Below are 16,488 nucleotides of genomic sequence, written 5' to 3' on the forward strand. Positions count from 1 at the left end.
ACTTGAAGACTTGAAACAACAAAAACAGCGAGGATCCCATGCCAGCTAAAACCCCAACTTCCGGCAGCCTGTTCATGGTGGTTGCACCCTCCGGCGCCGGCAAATCGACCCTCGTCAACGCCCTGCTGAAGCAGGAACCGGCCATCAAACTGTCGATTTCCTACACCACGCGCGCCCCGCGCCCGGGCGAGGAACACGGCCGCGAATATTATTTCACCGACACCGAAGACTTCCTCAAGCGCCAGGCCGAAGGCGAGTTCCTGGAATGGGCCGAAGTGCACGGCAACTACTACGGCACCTCGCGCCTGATGATCGCCGACCAGATCGCCAACGGCACCGACGTGCTGCTGGAAATCGACTGGCAAGGCGCCCAGCAGGTCAAGAAGCAGTTCACCAACGCCATCGGCATCTTCATCCTGCCGCCGTCGATCGCCGCGCTGGAAGAACGCCTCAAAAAGCGCGGACAGGACGAGCCGCACGTGATCACCCGCCGCATCCTGGCCGCCGGGGGCGAAATCGCGCACTCTCCCGAGTTCGAATATGTTATTATTAATCAAGAGTTTGCCGTCGCTTTGTCTGAGCTGACGGCGATTGTCCAGGCAGCCCGCTGCCGCTTCCCGCAGCAAGCCGCACGCAACGCCTATCTGTTCACGCAGCTTGGGATCCACGCGCAGTAAAAGCTGGCAAGGCCGGCCGACAAAGGCGCCGCCGCCCGGACATTCCAACCATTTTCAAGCAAGACCGTCACTCAGGAGTTTTACATGGCCCGCATCACTATCGAAGATTGCCTCAAGCAAATCCCGAACCGCTTCCAGCTGACCCTGTCGGCCACTTATCGTGCCCGCCAGCTGCTGCAAGGCCACACTCCCAAGGTTGACGCCAAGGACAAGCCGACCGTGACCGCCCTGCGCGAAATCGCCGCAGGCAAGGTCGGCGTGGAAATGCTGAAGAAGGTTCCGGCCTGATCCTGGTCCGTCCATGAAGCTGATAACGGTAAAGCATGAGCCTCACCCCCACCGACTCCACCTTATCAGCAGCGACTAGCAACAAACGGGCAGCCGGTTCCGGCCGCCCGACCTCCCCGAACGATGCCAGCTCCGCCGCTCCCCACAGTGGCGTGGCGACGTTCGCGCACCTGATCCCCAAGCTCGAAGAATACCTGACGCCTTCCGAACTGAAGAAGGTCAAGGAAGCCTATCGCTTCGCCGACGAGATGCACCTGGGCCAGATGCGCAAATCGGGCGAGCCCTACATCTCGCATCCGCTGGCGGTGGCCGAGATCTGCGCCGAATGGAAGCTCGACGCCCAGGCCATGATGGCCGCCTTCCTGCACGACGTGATGGAAGACCAGGGCGTCAAGAAGGAAGAGCTGATCGAGCGCTTCGGCGCGCCGGTCGCCTCGCTGGTGGACGGCCTCTCCAAGCTGGACAAGATCGAGTTCCAGAGCCAAGTCGAGGCGCAGGCCGAGAACTTCCGCAAGATGCTGCTGGCGATGGCGCGCGACGTGCGCGTGATCCTGGTCAAGCTGGCCGACCGCCTGCACAACATGCGCACGCTGGGCTCGATGCCGCCCGACAAGAAGCGCCGCATCTCGCGCGAGACCATGGAAGTCTACGTGCCCATCGCGCACCGCCTGGGCCTGAACAACATCTACCGCGAGCTGCAGGAACTGTCGTTCTCGCACCTCTATCCGCTGCGCCACCGCACGCTGTCCAAGGCGGTCAAGGCCGCGCGCGGCAATCGCCGCGAAGTGGTGACCAAGATCATGGAGTCGGTCACCAGCACCCTGATCGCCGCCGGCATCCCGGCCCAGGTCGACGGCCGCGAAAAGACCCTCTACGGCATCTACCGCAAGATGCGCAACAAGCACCTGACCTTCTCGCAGGTGCTGGACGTCTACGGTTTCCGCGTGGTGGTGGACAGCTTCGCCAACTGTTACGTGGCGCTGGGCACCCTGCACTCGCTGTTCAAGCCGATGCCGGGCAAGTTCAAGGATTACATCGCCATTCCCAAGCTCAATGGCTACCAGTCGCTGCACACCACGCTGATCGGCCCCTACGGCACGCCGGTCGAATTCCAGATCCGAACCCGCGAAATGCACCGCGTGGCCGAATCCGGCGTGGCGGCGCACTGGCTGTACAAGGACGACGAAGGCAGCCTGACCGACCTGCAGCAGCGCACCCACGCCTGGCTGCAGTCGCTGCTGGACATCCAGAAGCAGACCGGCGACTCCGCCGAGTTCCTGGAGCACGTCAAGGTCGACCTGTTCCCTGATTCGGTCTACGTGTTTACGCCCAAGTCCAAGATCATCGCGCTGCCGCGCGGCGCCACGGCGCTGGACTTCGCCTACAGCATCCACACCGACATCGGCGACCAGACCACCTCGGCCATCATCAACCACGAGCCGGCGCCGCTGCGCTCGGAGCTGCACAACGGCGACATCGTCGAGATCATCACCTCGCCGACCTCGCGCCCCAGCCCCAACTGGCTGGGCTATGTGCGCACCGGCAAGGCGCGCTCGGCGATCCGCCATCGCCTGCGCACGGCCAACAAGATCGAGTCGCAGGCCGTCGGCCGCCGCCTGCTGGGCAATGCGCTGCACACGCTGGGCATCGACCCGGAACTGCCGGCCCACATCGTCGAGCGCCTGCTCAACGAATCCAGCGCCAAGACCCTGGACGACCTGTACGCCGAGATCGGCATCGGCACCCGCATGGCGCCGCTGGTGGCGCGCCACATCATGGGCATGCTGGACACCGGCGCTTCGGTGCCGCAGCTGGATCCGGAAGGCCACATGCTGCCCAACAAGCCGGATCCGGTGGTCATCACCGGCAGCGAAGGCGCGTCGGCGCAACTGTCGTCCTGCTGTATGCCGATCCCGGGCGACCGCCTGACCGGCTACCTGAAGCCGGACCAGACGCTGATCGTCCACACCCAGGAATGCGAGACCGCCAAGCGCCTGCACGAGAAGGAACCCGATCGCTGGATCGAGCTGGTCTGGGGCCACGACCTCAACCGCCGCTTCGACTGCCGCATCACCATCCTGATCCACAACGAGCGCGGCACGCTGGCGCGCATCGCCGCCGAGATCGGCGAGTCCGACGCCAACATCGTCTCGGTCAGCATGGACGACGACGGCGGCTCTTCGATGAAGTACCTGCGCTTCACCATCCAGGTCGAGGACCGCGTTCACCTGGCGCGCACCATGCGCGGCATCCGCCGCATCGACAGCGTGACCCGCATCCTGCGCGAACGCGGTTGAAGCCCTGACCCGGTGTGGTCGCCGACGGCGAAGCCGACGCCGAAAATAAAAACGCCCGCTGACCAGCGGGCGTTTTTTTATGGGCAAGCAACGGCAAACAAACGGCGAACAAGTCAGACGGCAGCCTTCTCCGCCGCACTCTCCCGCTCCGCCTGCCGGGCCTGCTTGCGCCTGGCGGCAGCCACGCCCGCCTCCTTGGCCAGCTTGGCCGCTTCCTCGCGGTCGAAATGCTCCTGGCAGACTTGCGCCCCCTTGTCGGCGATGCCGCGCTCCAGCTTGTCGGCGAAGAAATCGATCAGCGCCTTCACCGCGCTGGGCAACTGGCGGCGGTGTACATAGACCGCATACAGCCCCATGGAATCGCGCTGGTAATCCGGCAGGATGTGGACCAGGGTGCCGTTGCGCAGGTCTTCCGAGGCCAGCATGGTCGGCAGCAGCGCGATGCCCAGTCCGGCGCGCGCGGCACGCAGCTGTCCTTGCGCGGTATTGATGGCCAGCCGCGGATTGACGCGCACGCTCTCCGGCCCCTGCGGCCCTTCCAGCTTCCAGGTGGTGTGCTGCGGCGCCTGCGAAGTCGCCAGGCAGGCATGCTCCACCAGGTCGGCCAGGGTGCGCGGGGTGCCGAAATGCTCCAGGTAGCGCGGGCTGGCCACCAGCCCGCGATGGCTGTCCACCAGCTTGCGTGCCACCAGGCTGGAATCGGGCAACACGCCGCCGCGGAAAGCCACGTCGATGCCCTCGGCGATCAGGTCGGCACGACCGTCATTGAGCACGAACTGCAGCTGCACCTTGGGATACAAACGCATGAACTCGTGCATCCACTCGATCGAGAAATTGTCGAAGAAATCCACCGGCGCCGCCACGCGCAGGCTGCCGGACGGCTCGCCGGTGCTCTCGGTCAGGCTGGCGCTGGCGTGCTCGATGTCTTCCAGGCCCGGCGCGCAGCGCTCGAAGAATTCGCGGCCGGCGGCGGTCATGTTGAGCTGGCGCGTGGAGCGCTGCAGCAGGCGCACGCCGACTTGCGCTTCCAGCGCCTGCAGGCGGCGGCTGATGGTGTTGGGAGGCATGGACAGCTTGCGTCCCGCGGCGGCGAAGCTGCCGGCGCGCACCACTTGGACGAAGAGCCAGATATCGTTCAGGTCGACCATCATCAATTACCATCAAAAATGGATCAGTGAAATGCGATTCTCGCATCTTATGGAAGAAATGAAAACTGGGTATCTTTCTTTCAACGCCGCAAGCAAGGCAATTCAGGCAGCAAAGATACAAGGATTTTGCTTCCTCTGCTTCCGGCGCGGCATTTGAACCCGGCCGCGGACATTCCCGGCGGCGAAACGAACAACATGGCCGTTGCCAAAAAGCAAGCAACAGCCGTGCCAAACCGAAAAGGAAACACCATGAGCACCTTGCTGCACCTCGACTCCAGCGCCCGCACCAGCGGCTCCATCTCGCGCCAGCTGACCGCCTCCTTCGCCGAGCAATGGCAGGCCAAGAACCCCGGCGGCAAGATCATCCACCGCGACCTGGCCAGCGACGCCCTGCCGCACATCACCGAAGCGCTGCTGGGCGCTTACTTCACCCCGGCCGAAAACCGCAACGCGCAGCAGGCCGAGCTGATCAAGCAGTCCGACGCCCTGGTCGACGAGCTGCTGTCGGTCGACACCCTGGTGATCGGCGTGCCGATGTACAACTTCGCCCCGCCCTCGACCCTGAAGACCTGGATCGACCACGTGTTCCGCGCCGGCCGCACCTTCCGCTACACCGAGAACGGCCCGGTCGGCCTGGTCACCGGCAAGAAGGCCATCGTGATCCTGACCCGCGGCGGCAAGTACTCCGAAGGCCCGATGGAAGCGCTGGACTTCCAGGGCAAGTACATCAAGAGCGCGCTGGGCTTCATCGGCATCACCGATGTCGAGCTGGTCGTCGCCGAAGGCGTGTCGATGGGTGAAGAAGCCATCAAGCAGGCCGTGGCCAGCGCCCAGGAAAAGATCGGCGCCGCCGTCTGATCACCGCCTCCTCCCCCTGAGGCAACGGGGCGAGCCGCCACAAGCGGTTCGCCCCGTTTTCATTTGCGCGCCGGCCGGCGCGTCAGTGCTGCCCCAGGCCCTTATGCATGCGGCGCAGCCCCAGCCAGACGCAAGCCGCCACCACCGGCACCACCAATCCGGTCGCCAGATCCGGATTGATCGGCAGGCCGGCCGCCTTGGCCGCCTTGCCGGCGTAGCCGATCAGGCCGATCACGTAATACGAGATGGCCGCCACCGACAAGCCCTCCACCGCCTGCTGCAGCTTCAGCTGCTGGGCGGCGCGCGCGTTCATCGACTCCAGGATCTGCCGGTTCTGCTGCTCCTGCACGATGCCGATGCGGGTGCGCAGCAGGTCGTTGGTGTGGGCAATGCGCTCGGCCAGCGCCTCCTGGCGGCGCGCGATGGCCTGGCAGGTGTTCATGGCCGGCATCAGGCGGCGTTCCATGAATTCGCCGATGGTGGGCACCCCTTCGATGCGCTGCTCGCGCAGCTCCTCGATGCGCGCCTGCACCAGCCTGAAATACGCCTGCGAGGCCGAGAAGCGGTAGCTGTTCTCCAGCGACAGCTTTTCGATGCGCGCGGCCAGCCCGGTGATCTTGTGCAGCACGCGCTCGTCCTCGGCCTGCTGCTCGGGCGAGCCGCCGGTGGACTGCTCGGCGTGCACCATGGCCGCGGTCAGCGCCGCCAGGTCGCCCTCGATCTGGTTCAGGAACGGCCCCGCCTGCTGGGCGTGCGGCAGGCCCAGCAACGCCATCATGCGGTAGGTCTCGATCTCCAGGATGCGCTGGGCCAGCCGGCCGCCCTGCAGCTCGCGCAGGTCGATGTCGCGCACCACGAAGCGCGAGAAGCCATCGGACTGGATCTGGAAGTCGGTCCAGATCTCGCCACCCTGCAGGACCTTGCTGGAGCTCATCAGCTTGCCCTCGAAGATGCGCTGCATCTGGCGCGCGGTGGCGGCGGTGTCATCCTGGCCGGGTTCCACCACCACATGCGCGGCCACCATCAGCTTGCCCTGCAGCGACAGCAGCCATTGCTGCGGAATGTGCGACAGCGGCGCGCGCGAGAAGGCCTCGACGGTGGAGATCGCCTCCTCGTGCGCCTGGGCGAAGGTATAGGTGGCGAATTCGGTATGGCATTCCCACTTCAGGCGGAAGCGCCCGAAGTCGTGATAGAAGTGCTTGGCCTCGGCGCCCGGCGCGACCACGCCGAAATGCGTGCAAAGCGCCTCCAGCAGCGCGTGCTGGGCGCGGCCGTGCTGGTTGCCGTTGCCCTCTTCGCGCACATAGACGGCCAGGTGCGTGAGCGTTTCCGAGCGCGTGAGCTGCAGGAAGGGCCGCGAATGCACCTCCGCCGCCAGGACGACGCGTTGCGGATGATTCAGGCTGGCAAAGACGATGGACATGGTTTCCCCGTGGATGGTTTTCGATTCGGTCTGCCCGGCGCCGTGGTCGGCGCTCGCGGCAATATCCTCCCCGCATGCGAAATGCATGCCGGGCTTGGCGTTGTTGATTGGCGTGCTCAGCGTTGTAGCGGCGTCCCGCGGCAATTACCGCGGCGCCGGATAGCTCACTTCCAGGATGGTCAGCTGCTCCACGCCGGAAGGCGTCTGCAGCACCACCTCGTCACCCTCGCGCGACTTGGTCAGGGCGCGCGCCACCGGCGAGATCCAGCTGATCTTGCCCTTGAGCGGGTCGAGCTCGTCGATGCCGACGATGGTGACCGTGTGCTCTTCCCCGCGCTGGTTCTCATAGGTGATGGTGGCGCCGAAGAAGATCTGGTCGCTGCCGTGGTGCACGGCCGGGTCGACCACTTCGGCCAGATCCAGGCGCTTGGTCAGGAAGCGGATGCGGCGGTCGATCTCGCGCAGGCGCTTCTTGCCGTAGAGGTAATCGCCGTTCTCGGAGCGGTCGCCATTGGAGGCGGCCCAGGAGACGATCTTCACCACCTCGGGGCGCTCGACGTCGATCAGTTGCAGCAGCTCGTCCTTGATGCGCTGGTGCCCCTGGGGCGTCATGTAGTTCTTGGAGCCCGCGGGAATGGCTGGCAACGCGATGTCGTCATCGTCGTCGCCGCCGTCGGATTCTTTTACGAAGGCCTTGTTCATGCTCTGTGCTGTCCGGATATGCTTGTCCCGCCTGCTGATCAGGCGGGACTGTCAAACCACATTGTAGCCGCATGTGCGGCCCGGCGAAGGTACAGTTGGCGCCGTGAATGGATGCGCGACTGTGCTGGGAATGCGCCCCGGCCCCGGCGCGGCACTCGCCCTTTCGGTCGCACTCGGCGATAATCTGCGCATCGCGTCTTTTTCCCGCACCCTGCCTCCACCAACGAGCCTTTATGTCTTCGTCTTCCATCGCCCCCCGCTATCGCATCGGCCTGATCGCCAACCGTGCCCACCAGGACGCTCCCGACTCCGCGCTGGTCCAGCTGCTGACCGGTTCGCGCCATCGCATCGAAGCACTGCAGCCGGAACTGATCGTAGTCGGCCGCACGCTCGACGCCATCGGCCAGATGAACCTGCTGCCCGGCTACCCGCACCTGGTGCGCTTTCCCTACGGCCGCCAAGGCGGCCTGATGAAGCTGGTCTCGCGTACCGTCGACGCCGACCCCGAGCGCACGCTGGACGCGGTGATCTACCTGATCGACCCGGTCGACCCGTCCTCCACCTTTCCTGAGGCGGTGGCGCTGAAGCGCCAGTGCGTGATTCACGGCAAGCCCTTCCTGTCGACGCTGGGCGGCGCGCAGGAGTGGTTCGAGCTGGAGTCGATCGCCACCGGCGCCGCGCCCGATCCTGCGCTCGACGAACGCTTCAGGCTGGGCCAGGAAGGCATCGCCCTGATCGCCCACGACGCCATGAAGTCGCGCATGCTGGAGCTGGCCGAGAAGCACTTCGCGGTGCTCGACAAGTTCGCCTTCCGCTGCGCCACCGGCACCACCGGCGGGCTGCTGAACCAGCTCGCCGTGAAGATCAAGGGCGAGGCCGGCCGCAACTGGGTCAAGCCTTTCCTCTCCGGCCCGCTGGGCGGGGACGCGCAAATCGCCGAGCTGATCCTGGAGCGCCAGTGCCGCCGCGTGCTGTTCCTGGAAGACCCGCACGTGGCGCGCCAGCACGAAGCCGACATCCAGCTGCTGGAACGCGCGGCCCGCACCGTGACCGACTACGCCTCCTGCATGAGCGACATCAAATGGGGCGATCGCTGGCTGTCGCTGATCGAGGAGCGCCAGGTCAACTAGGACGAGCACGCTGCCTGCCATGAGCGAACACCCTTCTCCCCCGCGCCGCGCGGCCCGCTGGCGGCGCCGGCTGCTGGCGCCGCTGGTCTACCTGGCCGCACTGCTGCTGATGCTGGAGGAGTGGCTGTGGGATGCGACGCAGGCGGTATTGGCGCGTATCCCCGACTGGCCTTTCCTGATGCGCCTGCAGCGCTGGGTGGAGCGGCTCTCGCCCTATGCGGCCCTGCTGATCTTCCTCGCCCCGACGCTGCTGCTGTTGCCGGTCAAGATCCTGGCGCTGCTGTCCATCACACACGGCCATCCCACGCTGGGCCTGGTCATCATCCTCAGCGCCAAGATATTGGGCACGGCGCTGGTGGCGCGCATCTATGCGCTCACCCGGCGCAGCCTGCTGTCGCTGGCCTGGTTCCAGCGCGCGCACGACCGCCTGCTGGCGTTCAAGGACAGGATGATCGCGCAACTGCACGCCAGCGCCGGCTGGATCCGGATCCAGGCGCTGCTGGCGGCGCTGCGCGGATCGTCGCGCGACTTCGTGCAGCGCTGGAAGGCGCGCCTGGCGGGTTCGCCGCGCTCCGAAGGCGGACGCCTCATCCGCCTGCTGCGCCGCCTCGCCGCGCGCATGCGCAAGTGGCGCAAATGCCGGTCGCACTGATACCGCGCCCGGCCCACCAATTAAAAAAGGCTGCCATCACGGCAGCCTTTTCTTTTCATTCCGGTGCTTCAGCGCCCGGCGGGCGACATCAATCATCGTCGTCGTCATCGTCGATATAACCGTCGGGCGGCGGCGCCATCGACACGCCGCCGGCCTGGCCGACGTTGTTGCTCGAAATGCTGTTGCCCCATTCGAAGGCATACTTCTCCGCCTCGAAGAAATCGTCCGCCGACAGCTGCAGCTCGTCGAGCAGGCGCTGCATCTCGACCTGGTCCTGCTCGCGCTGTTCGGTGCATTCGACCAGTTTCAGGGCCATGCCGTAGAAACCGGTGCGGCGCAGCAGCGCCTCGCGGATTTCGGTGCTCACGGTGATCTGGCGCAGCACGCTTTCCATGCTCATGCCGAACAGCGCATCCACCAGCGACATGATGCCCACGGTGAAGGCCATCTCCGACATCTTGCGGCGGCCCGGACGGATCTTGGCGGTGATCAGCTCCAGCATCTTGCCGCGCGTGGCCGCCAGGATCATCAGCGGCGACAGGGCCGACTTGTCCTTCTCGGTGTTGGCGTACAGCAGGATCTGCAGCCAGCGCTTCAACTGGCGACGGCCCAGCACGATCAGCGCCTGGCCCAGCGAATCGATGAACTTCTGGAAACCGTACACCGGCGTATTGACCAGGCGCAGCAGCGTCAGGCTCAGCGCCACGTCGCGCTTGATGTAGCGCACGATCTCGCCGTTGTCGACATTGCGCACCAGCAGCGTCAACAGGTGCATGATCACCATCTTCGACGCTTCCAGCTTCTTGCCCTGGAGGATCATCGGCTTGGCGAAGTAATAGCCCTGGAAGTAATCGAAACCGAAGGTGACGCAATCGTTGAACTGCTGCAGCGTCTCGACCTTCTCCGCCAGCAGCTCCTTCTGCGCGCGCTTGAAATGCACCGACAGCTTCAGCAGCTTGCTGGGATCGACTTCCATCACGTCGATCTTGATGATCTTGATCATCGGCAGCAGCTCTTCGATCTCTTCGGACTCGGCCACCACATCGTCCAGCGCGAACACATAGCCGGCCTTGACCAGCTCGCGCACGCGCGTCACCAGTTCGGGCGTGACCTTGACGGTCTCGAGGATCTCCAGCACCACCTTGTCGGCCGGCAGGAAGTAGATGAAGTCGCTCATCAGCACGGCCGCATCGACGTTGATGAAGCCTTGCAGGTTGCCGATGACGTTGGACAAGCCCAGTTCCGACGCATGTGCGATCACCGCGGCGGTCGCGGTCACGCCGTCCTTGACGTTGGCCGGACCGAAAGCGGCGCTGCGGAACAGCAGCTCATAGCCGATCAGATCCTGTTCGCGGTTCAGGATCGGCTGGCGGGCCAGGAAGAAATCCAGCGCGTGCTGCTCAGGGGCGGATTGGTCGGATGACTGATCAGACATGGTTGTTATTTTAGTTACCCCAAGCGTTGCAATGACTCTTTATTTTCGGCAATTTCCGCATTGTATGCCGATTCGGCATCGCTTCGGCAAGCCGAAACCGGATTCCAATTGAAAAAATCACAAAAATTCACAACGCAAGTATAACTGGTCATCATACTTCCCCTGATTCGAGGACGAAGCCGGCGGTGTCGTCCACCCCCAGCACATCGACCAGGTAAGGCATCAATTCGCGCAGCATGGGCTCCAGGGTCCAGGGCGGATTGAGGATGAACATGCCGCTGTTATGCAGCCCGAAACCATCCGGCGCGGGGCCGTGGATGGCCAGCGTGACGTTGAGCCAGCTCTTGGCGCCCAGGCGCTTGAGCTTCTCCGGCAGCTGGATCGACTCATTGCGCTGCAGGACCGGATACCACACCGCATACATGCCGGTGGGGAAGCGCGTCAGCGCGTCGCGCAGCACTTCGGCCGTGCGCGCATAGTCGCGCTTGTCTTCATAGGGCGGGTCGATCAGCACCAGGCCGCGGCGCGACGGCGGCGGCAGCGTGGCCTTGAGCGCGAGGAAGCCGTCGGCGCGCTCCACCATCACGCGCTTGCCGCGCACGGTGGGACGCTGGCCCTGGGCGGCGGCATGCGCCTCGAGCTTGCGGAAGTTGTCGGCCAGCACGCGGCTTTCGGTCGGATGCAGCTCGAACAGGCGCAGGCGATCCTGGTCGCGCATGACCTTTTCGGCGCAATAGGGAGATCCGGGGTAGTAACGCATCTTGCCGCTCGGATTGAGCGACTTCACGACGTCGACGTATTCCTGCACCGCCGGCGGCAGGTCCTTGCGGTCCCACAGTTTGGCGATGCCGGTTTCATATTCGGCGTTCTTGCTGGCGTAGTCGCCGTCGAGCGCATACACGCCGGCGCCGGCGTGCGTGTCGACGACCATGTAGGCAGTGTCTTTCTGCCCAAGGTAGCGCATCAATTGAATCACCACCATGTGCTTCAGGACGTCGGCGTGGTTGCCGGCATGAAAAGCGTGGCGATAACTCAGCATGGGGAATTCTGTTCTTGGATGAAGTTGGAGATCGTACGAGTTGGCGGATAGCTACCGTGCGATTGAGGAAACGTTTGGCATTCTAGCAAGGATACGAGACCGTTAGGCCGCCCATTCCTCTTTTGTTACAAAGAAACAGCAGCTTTCATGCCTGTACCCACTCGCCGTATGCCCCTACTGTACCCCTTGCGCACGGTATGCGAGCAAAAATCGGCGCGATTTGCCGGCCATGCGCCGGCAGCCCGTGTAAATCATTAACAAAAAAGTACGCTGCTCAGTTGCCCGCCCGGTCCAGCCTGAAGTACGCGTCCAGCAGCGACGTCTTGAACACCACGCCCAGGAGCCTCGGATCCTCGGCATTGGCGATGACCGGCAAGCGCTCGCCCTGGTGATCGAGGAACAGCTGCAGCGCCTCGCCCAGCGACATGTCCGGCGTCACCTCGTGCAGGAAATGCCGGCGCAAGAAATCGCGAGCCGTCCGGCCGGCCGGCTCCTTCTTGTCGAGCAGCCACGACGTGATGTCCTGCAGCGCCACCACCCCCTGGTAGCGCTCGCGCTCGTCCACCACGTAGACGTACTTGACCGGGAATTTCAGGAACAGCGCGCTCACCTCCTCCAGGCTGGCATCCTCCCGCAAGACCGTCTCGGCCGGGCGGATCAGCTCGCTCATGTGGGTGCCGCGCAAGCGCAGGCGCTCTTCGGCATCCTTGTGCCGCTTGAGCGTGATCTCGTACATCGAACGGCCGTCCAGGCCGCGCGCAACCACATAGGCGACCACGCAGGACAGCATCAGCGGCAGCACCACCTGGTAGCTCAGCGTCATCTCGAAGATCATCAGGATCGCCATCAGCGGCGCGTTGGACGCCGCCGCCAGGAACGCGCCCATGCCGACCATGGCATAGGCGAACGGCTGCGACATGTGGAACGGCAGCAGCGCCTGGGCGGCGTCGCCGAACAGCAACCCGACCGCCGCGCCGACAAACAGCACCGGCGTGAAAATGCCGCCCACGGCGCCCGAGCCGACCGTGATCGAAGTCGCCAGGATCTTGACCACCAGGATCGTCAGCACCGCATGCCATACCCAACTGGTATGCAGCAGCGAATTGACCAGGCTGTAGCCGTTGCCCCACACCTCCGGCACCTGCACCGAAATCAGCCCCACCAGCAGACCGCCCACGCCCAGCCGCGCCGGCAACGGCAAGCTGAGCTTGGCAAAGCCCGTCTTGCCCAGCTCCAGCACGCGCAGGAACTGCGGCGCCAGCACCCCGGCCAGCACGCCCAGCACCAGGAACAGCAGCACCTCCCAGCCGGCGATCTCGGGGAAGAACGGCATTTCATAGGAAGGCCGGTAGCCCGGCAGCTCGCGCATGGTGATGTTGGCCACCACCGACGCCACCACCACCGGACCGAAGCTCTCCATCACCAGCGAGCCGAGCACGATCTCGGTGATGAAGAAGGCGCCGGCGATCGGGGCGTTGTAGGCCGACGTGATGCCGGCCGCGGCGCCGCAGGCCACCAGCAGGCGCAGGCGCGAAGAAGGGAAATGCGAGAACTTGCCCACCAGCGAGGCGCACAGCGCGGCCAGCTGCACCATCGGGCCCTCGCGCCCGATCGAACCGCCCGAGGCAATCGTGGCCAGCGACGAAATGCTGCGCAACAGCGTGTTGCGCACCGGGATGGCGCCGTCGCCAATGGCCACCGCCTCCATATAGTCGCCGCCGCCGCCGGCCGGCATGCGCCTGGCCCACACCAGGAACAGGCCGGCGATCACGCCGCCGCAGGTCGGCAGCAGCACCCGCATGTACCACGGCAAACCCTTGGCGATGTCGACGAAACTGCCGTTCTGGCCGGTCAGCAGCTCCTGCAGCAGCGCGATGCATTCGCGAAAGACCACGGTCGCCAGCGCACCGACGAAGCCGGCCAGCGCGCCCCACAGCAGCATGGAATGGTTTTCGGAAACGCGGCAGGCGTTCAGTACGCGCAGCCGGGACTTGAGCCAGATCTCACGCATCGTGCGCACCGTGCTCACTCCGACTGGTCGCTCATCAGCGAGCGCAGGTAGCCCAGGTCGGCGGCAATGCTGGCATCGGCCTTTTTCTGCATGCGCTGGTAACGGGCCAGTATGTCGCGCCCGAAATCGGTGACCACCGCCCCGCCGCCGCGCGCGCCGCCCGTGGCGGTCGTCACCAGGGCGCTGGAGAAGCAGCGGTTCATCTCCTCCACCAGCAGCCAGGCGCGGCGATAGGACATCTCCATCTCGCGCGCGGCGCCGGAGATCGATCCGGTGCGCTCGATGGCCTGCAAGAGATCGGCCTTCCCCGGGCCGAAGGCGATGGTGTCGCCCTGCATCACGCGCACTCTGATGGTCTTGGAATAATTCATGCGCGTGATTGTACAAGGGCCGCCCCGCGGCTCCAATATCGCAGCGCCGCATCGACGGCAACATGGCCGCAAACGCATATCATGTATAGCGGCGCTCGGTTGACGCACGCTATATCCTTGCGTATATTGCGACGGATTCAACAAGCGCGCGTCGCCCCTGGGTCCGCGCGCTTTTGCTTGTCCGCAGATTTGCGAACGACTTTCCGCCATCACAACAAGGAGGACCACCGATGCTGAAGAACACCCGCCTGAAAGCCGCCCTGGGCGCGGCATTCGCCGCCACCCTGATGTTTTCTGCGAGCGCCGCCCACGCCACCGACCTGGTGGTCTCGGCCGCCGCCAGCCTGACCAATGCCTTCAAGGAACTGGCCCAGTCGTTCGAGCAGCAGAACCCCGGCGTGAAGGTGGTCACCAACTTCGGCGCCTCCGACATCCTGATGCAGCAGATCGTGCGCGGCGCGCCGGCCGACGTGTTCGCCTCGGCCGACCAGACCGCGATGGACAAGGCGGTGACCGAGAAGGCCGTCAACCCCGCCACCCGCAAGAACTTCGCCGCCAACGGCATCGTCCTGATCGTGCCGCACGACGGCAAGCTGGTGCCCTCCGCGCTCAACGACCTGACCAAGCCCGAATACAAGCGCATCGCGCTGGGCAACCCGGCCTCGGTGCCATTCGGCCGCTATACCAAGACCGCGCTGGAACAGGCCGGCCTGTGGTCGCAAGTGCAAGCCAAGGGCGTGATGGCCGAAAACGTGCGCACCAGCCTGGACTACGTGGCGCGCGGTGAAGTCGACGCCGGCTTCGTCTTCGCCACCGACGCCGCCGTGATGCCGGACAAGGTCAAGGTCGCCGTGCGCATTCCGTCCGACACCCCGGCCACCTACCCGATCGCGGTCACCGCTGGCACCCAGCAGAAGGAGCTGGCCGACAAGTTCGTCAGCTACGTGCTGTCGCCCACCGGCCAGACCGTGCTGGCGCGTTACGGCTTCCTGAAGCCGTAACACGAAGGCGCGCACGCCATGCACCCGGTCTGGACGCCGCTGCTGCTCTCGCTCAAGGTCGCCGGTCTGGCGACCCTGGCCAATATGGTGCTGGGCGTGGCCGCGGCCTACGGACTGTCGCGCTGGCGCTCGCCGCTGCGCGACTTCATCGATTCGGTGCTGACGCTGCCGCTGGTGCTGCCGCCCACGGTGCTCGGGTATTACCTCCTGGTGCTGTTCGGCCGCCGCGGCACCTTCGGCGCCTGGCTTGAGAGCATGGGCATCCAGCTGGTGTTCACCTGGCAAGGCGCGGTGGTAGCCTCCACCATCGTCGCCTTCCCGCTGGTGCTGAAGGCCGCGCGCGCGGCCTTCGAGAACGTCGACCATCAACTGGAGAACGCCGCCCGCGTGCTGGGCGTGTCGGAGGCCGGCGTGTTCTTCCGCGTCAGCCTGCCGCTGGCGACCAAGGGCATCGCCGCCGGCGTGCTGCTGGCGTTCGCCCGCGCGCTGGGTGAATTCGGCGCCACGCTGATGGTGGCCGGCAACCTGCCGGGCCGTACGCAGACGCTGTCGGTGGCCATCTATGAAGCGGTGCAGGCCGGCGACGACGGCGCCGCCACCATGCTGGTGGTGATCACATCGATCACCTGCATCGTGGTGCTGATGCTGGCCGGCCGGCTGGTGCCGGACCGCAACCAGCTCCATGTGCGCTGAGTTGGGTTAATCTGCCCTCTTCCCTTTTCTTTTCCTTCCCTTGCCCTTGCCGTGAGCGTCGAACTCCAGATCCAGAAGAAGCTGCAAGCGGGCGACCGCGTGTTCGAGCTCGACATCGCCTTCGCCTCCGACAGCGACCGCATCGTGCTGTACGGCCCCTCGGGCTCGGGCAAGAGCCTGACCCTGAAGGCCATCGCCGGGCTGATGACGCCAGACGCCGGCCATATCCGGCTGGACGGCCGCACCCTGTTCGATGCCGCGCAGCAGGTCAATGTGCGCGTGCAGGAGCGCAACGTCGCCTACCTGTTCCAGGACTACGCGCTGTTTCCGCATCTGACCGTGGCGCAGAATATCGCCTTCGGCCTCTCGCGCGGCTGCTTCAACCTGCGCCGCCCGACATCGCACCCGGCGGTGCAGAAATGGCTGTCCGCCTTCGAGCTGCAGGCGGTGGCCGGCAGCCATCCCGCGCAGATTTCCGGCGGCCAAAGGCAACGCGTGGCGCTGGCGCGCGCGCTGGTGTCCGAACCCGACATCCTGCTGCTGGACGAGCCCTTCTCCGCCCTCGATCTCTCGCTGCGCGAGCGCATGCGCAAGGAGCTGGCCGAACTGCAGCAGCGCCTGGACGTGCACATGCTGCTGATCACCCACGACCCGGCCGACGTCGAGGCGCTGGGCGACGAAGTCTTCGAAGTGCGCGACGGCCGCATCAGCGCCCAGCGCACGCCCTGATGAGGCCATAAAAAAAGCCGTACCCTTTTGGGGT

The 16,488-nt window shown here is 65.1% G+C and carries 16 protein-coding genes; 9 read left to right on the top strand and 7 right to left on the bottom strand.

What is annotated here, in order from left to right; all coding sequences use genetic code 11:
• Positions 1 to 38 precede the first annotated feature (38 nt).
• The 3 genes from gmk (at position 39) to CEJ42_RS01930 (ending at position 3,262) form a co-directional block, all read left to right on the top strand.
• The gene (gmk, locus tag CEJ42_RS01920; protein ID WP_079215172.1) at positions 39 to 677 is read left to right on the top strand and encodes a guanylate kinase; all 639 of its coding nucleotides are present in this window, start codon (positions 39 to 41) and stop codon (positions 675 to 677) included.
• Between the two features lie 84 nt (positions 678 to 761).
• A complete protein-coding gene (gene rpoZ / locus CEJ42_RS01925) occupies positions 762 to 965 on the top strand; it encodes a DNA-directed RNA polymerase subunit omega (RefSeq protein ID WP_008112385.1) in 204 nt (67 codons plus the stop codon).
• 35 nt (positions 966 to 1,000) lie between these two features.
• Positions 1,001 to 3,262 carry a RelA/SpoT family protein gene (locus CEJ42_RS01930; protein WP_088749877.1) on the top strand — a complete coding sequence of 754 codons (2,262 nt, stop codon included), beginning with the start codon at positions 1,001 to 1,003 and terminating at the stop codon, positions 3,260 to 3,262.
• 113 nt (positions 3,263 to 3,375) lie between these two features.
• On the opposite strand, the gene CEJ42_RS01935 is transcribed toward CEJ42_RS01930, so the two are convergent.
• The gene (locus CEJ42_RS01935) at positions 3,376 to 4,410 is read right to left on the bottom strand and encodes a LysR family transcriptional regulator (RefSeq protein ID WP_079219106.1); all 1,035 of its coding nucleotides are present in this window, start codon (positions 4,408 to 4,410) and stop codon (positions 3,376 to 3,378) included.
• 249 nt (positions 4,411 to 4,659) lie between these two features.
• Between CEJ42_RS01935 and CEJ42_RS01940 the strand changes: the two genes are divergently transcribed.
• Positions 4,660 to 5,268 (top strand): FMN-dependent NADH-azoreductase, encoded by a 609-nt coding sequence (locus tag CEJ42_RS01940; RefSeq protein ID WP_079215174.1) that lies wholly within the window; start codon positions 4,660 to 4,662, stop codon positions 5,266 to 5,268.
• A gap of 82 nt (positions 5,269 to 5,350) precedes the next feature.
• Here CEJ42_RS01940 and CEJ42_RS01945 read toward each other — a convergent pair whose 3' ends face one another.
• Entirely contained in the window at positions 5,351 to 6,691 is a 1,341-nt protein-coding gene (locus CEJ42_RS01945; protein WP_088750202.1) for a DUF3422 family protein, read from the bottom strand.
• A 144-nt stretch (positions 6,692 to 6,835) separates the two neighbouring features.
• Positions 6,836 to 7,393 carry a transcription elongation factor GreB gene (gene greB / locus CEJ42_RS01950; protein ID WP_088749878.1) on the bottom strand — a complete coding sequence of 186 codons (558 nt, stop codon included), beginning with the start codon at positions 7,391 to 7,393 and terminating at the stop codon, positions 6,836 to 6,838.
• A gap of 233 nt (positions 7,394 to 7,626) precedes the next feature.
• Here greB and CEJ42_RS01955 point away from each other — a divergent pair, with 233 nt between their 5' ends.
• Both CEJ42_RS01955 and CEJ42_RS01960 read left to right on the top strand, forming a co-directional pair.
• A complete protein-coding gene (locus tag CEJ42_RS01955) occupies positions 7,627 to 8,523 on the top strand; it encodes a methylglyoxal synthase (protein ID WP_088749879.1) in 897 nt (298 codons plus the stop codon).
• 19 nt (positions 8,524 to 8,542) lie between these two features.
• Complete coding sequence (locus CEJ42_RS01960; RefSeq protein ID WP_079215177.1) at positions 8,543 to 9,175, top strand: hypothetical protein; 633 nt, start codon at positions 8,543 to 8,545, stop codon at positions 9,173 to 9,175.
• 88 nt (positions 9,176 to 9,263) lie between these two features.
• Here CEJ42_RS01960 and CEJ42_RS01965 read toward each other — a convergent pair whose 3' ends face one another.
• The 4 genes from CEJ42_RS01965 to CEJ42_RS01980 all read right to left on the bottom strand — a co-directional run bounded on the left by CEJ42_RS01965 (position 9,264) and on the right by CEJ42_RS01980 (position 14,031).
• A complete protein-coding gene (locus CEJ42_RS01965; RefSeq protein WP_079215178.1) occupies positions 9,264 to 10,610 on the bottom strand; it encodes an EAL and HDOD domain-containing protein in 1,347 nt (448 codons plus the stop codon).
• Positions 10,611 to 10,761: 151 nt separating this feature from the next.
• Positions 10,762 to 11,649: a 23S rRNA (adenine(2030)-N(6))-methyltransferase RlmJ gene (locus CEJ42_RS01970; RefSeq protein WP_079215179.1), complete on the bottom strand. Its 888-nt coding sequence runs from the start codon at positions 11,647 to 11,649 to the stop codon at positions 10,762 to 10,764.
• 274 nt (positions 11,650 to 11,923) lie between these two features.
• A complete protein-coding gene (locus tag CEJ42_RS01975) occupies positions 11,924 to 13,660 on the bottom strand; it encodes a ClcB-like voltage-gated chloride channel protein (RefSeq protein ID WP_079215180.1) in 1,737 nt (578 codons plus the stop codon).
• 14 nt (positions 13,661 to 13,674) lie between these two features.
• Positions 13,675 to 14,031: a winged helix-turn-helix domain-containing protein gene (locus tag CEJ42_RS01980; RefSeq protein WP_079215181.1), complete on the bottom strand. Its 357-nt coding sequence runs from the start codon at positions 14,029 to 14,031 to the stop codon at positions 13,675 to 13,677.
• Positions 14,032 to 14,261: 230 nt separating this feature from the next.
• On the opposite strand from CEJ42_RS01980, the gene modA reads away from it, so the two are divergent.
• From modA to CEJ42_RS01995, 3 genes are read left to right on the top strand one after another with little or no spacing between them, the layout of a single operon-like run.
• Positions 14,262 to 15,032, top strand: a complete 771-nt coding sequence (modA, locus tag CEJ42_RS01985; protein WP_079215182.1) for a molybdate ABC transporter substrate-binding protein — start codon at positions 14,262 to 14,264, stop codon at positions 15,030 to 15,032.
• An 18-nt stretch (positions 15,033 to 15,050) separates the two neighbouring features.
• Entirely contained in the window at positions 15,051 to 15,725 is a 675-nt protein-coding gene (gene modB, locus CEJ42_RS01990) for a molybdate ABC transporter permease subunit (protein ID WP_079215183.1), read from the top strand.
• A 51-nt stretch (positions 15,726 to 15,776) separates the two neighbouring features.
• On the top strand, positions 15,777 to 16,454 hold the full coding sequence (locus CEJ42_RS01995; protein ID WP_088749880.1) for a sulfate/molybdate ABC transporter ATP-binding protein: 678 nt from the start codon (positions 15,777 to 15,779) through the stop codon (positions 16,452 to 16,454).
• The last annotated feature ends 34 nt before the right edge of the window (positions 16,455 to 16,488 follow it).

Source organism: Herbaspirillum robiniae, from assembly GCF_002213415.1.
GTDB lineage: Bacteria > Pseudomonadota > Gammaproteobacteria > Burkholderiales > Burkholderiaceae_D > Herbaspirillum > Herbaspirillum robiniae.

Excerpts from the sequence above, each read along its gene's own strand:
- CEJ42_RS01980 (WP_079215181.1), bottom strand. The coding sequence starts at position 14,031 with ATGAATTATTCCAAGACCATCAGAGTGCGCGTGATGCAGGGCGACACC.
- CEJ42_RS01935 (WP_079219106.1), bottom strand. The coding sequence starts at position 4,410 with ATGGTCGACCTGAACGATATCTGGCTCTTCGTCCAAGTGGTGCGCGCC.
- CEJ42_RS01975 (WP_079215180.1), bottom strand. The coding sequence starts at position 13,660 with ATGCGTGAGATCTGGCTCAAGTCCCGGCTGCGCGTACTGAACGCCTGC.
- CEJ42_RS01970 (WP_079215179.1), bottom strand. The coding sequence starts at position 11,649 with ATGCTGAGTTATCGCCACGCTTTTCATGCCGGCAACCACGCCGACGTC.
- CEJ42_RS01945 (WP_088750202.1), bottom strand. The coding sequence starts at position 6,691 with ATGTCCATCGTCTTTGCCAGCCTGAATCATCCGCAACGCGTCGTCCTG.
- CEJ42_RS01930 (WP_088749877.1), top strand. The coding sequence starts at position 1,001 with ATGAGCCTCACCCCCACCGACTCCACCTTATCAGCAGCGACTAGCAAC.
- modB (WP_079215183.1), top strand. The coding sequence starts at position 15,051 with ATGCACCCGGTCTGGACGCCGCTGCTGCTCTCGCTCAAGGTCGCCGGT.
- gmk (WP_079215172.1), top strand. The coding sequence starts at position 39 with ATGCCAGCTAAAACCCCAACTTCCGGCAGCCTGTTCATGGTGGTTGCA.
- modA (WP_079215182.1), top strand. The coding sequence starts at position 14,262 with ATGCTGAAGAACACCCGCCTGAAAGCCGCCCTGGGCGCGGCATTCGCC.
- CEJ42_RS01940 (WP_079215174.1), top strand. The coding sequence starts at position 4,660 with ATGAGCACCTTGCTGCACCTCGACTCCAGCGCCCGCACCAGCGGCTCC.
- greB (WP_088749878.1), bottom strand. The coding sequence starts at position 7,393 with ATGAACAAGGCCTTCGTAAAAGAATCCGACGGCGGCGACGACGATGAC.
- CEJ42_RS01960 (WP_079215177.1), top strand. The coding sequence starts at position 8,543 with ATGAGCGAACACCCTTCTCCCCCGCGCCGCGCGGCCCGCTGGCGGCGC.
- CEJ42_RS01965 (WP_079215178.1), bottom strand. The coding sequence starts at position 10,610 with ATGTCTGATCAGTCATCCGACCAATCCGCCCCTGAGCAGCACGCGCTG.
- rpoZ (WP_008112385.1), top strand. The coding sequence starts at position 762 with ATGGCCCGCATCACTATCGAAGATTGCCTCAAGCAAATCCCGAACCGC.
- CEJ42_RS01955 (WP_088749879.1), top strand. The coding sequence starts at position 7,627 with ATGTCTTCGTCTTCCATCGCCCCCCGCTATCGCATCGGCCTGATCGCC.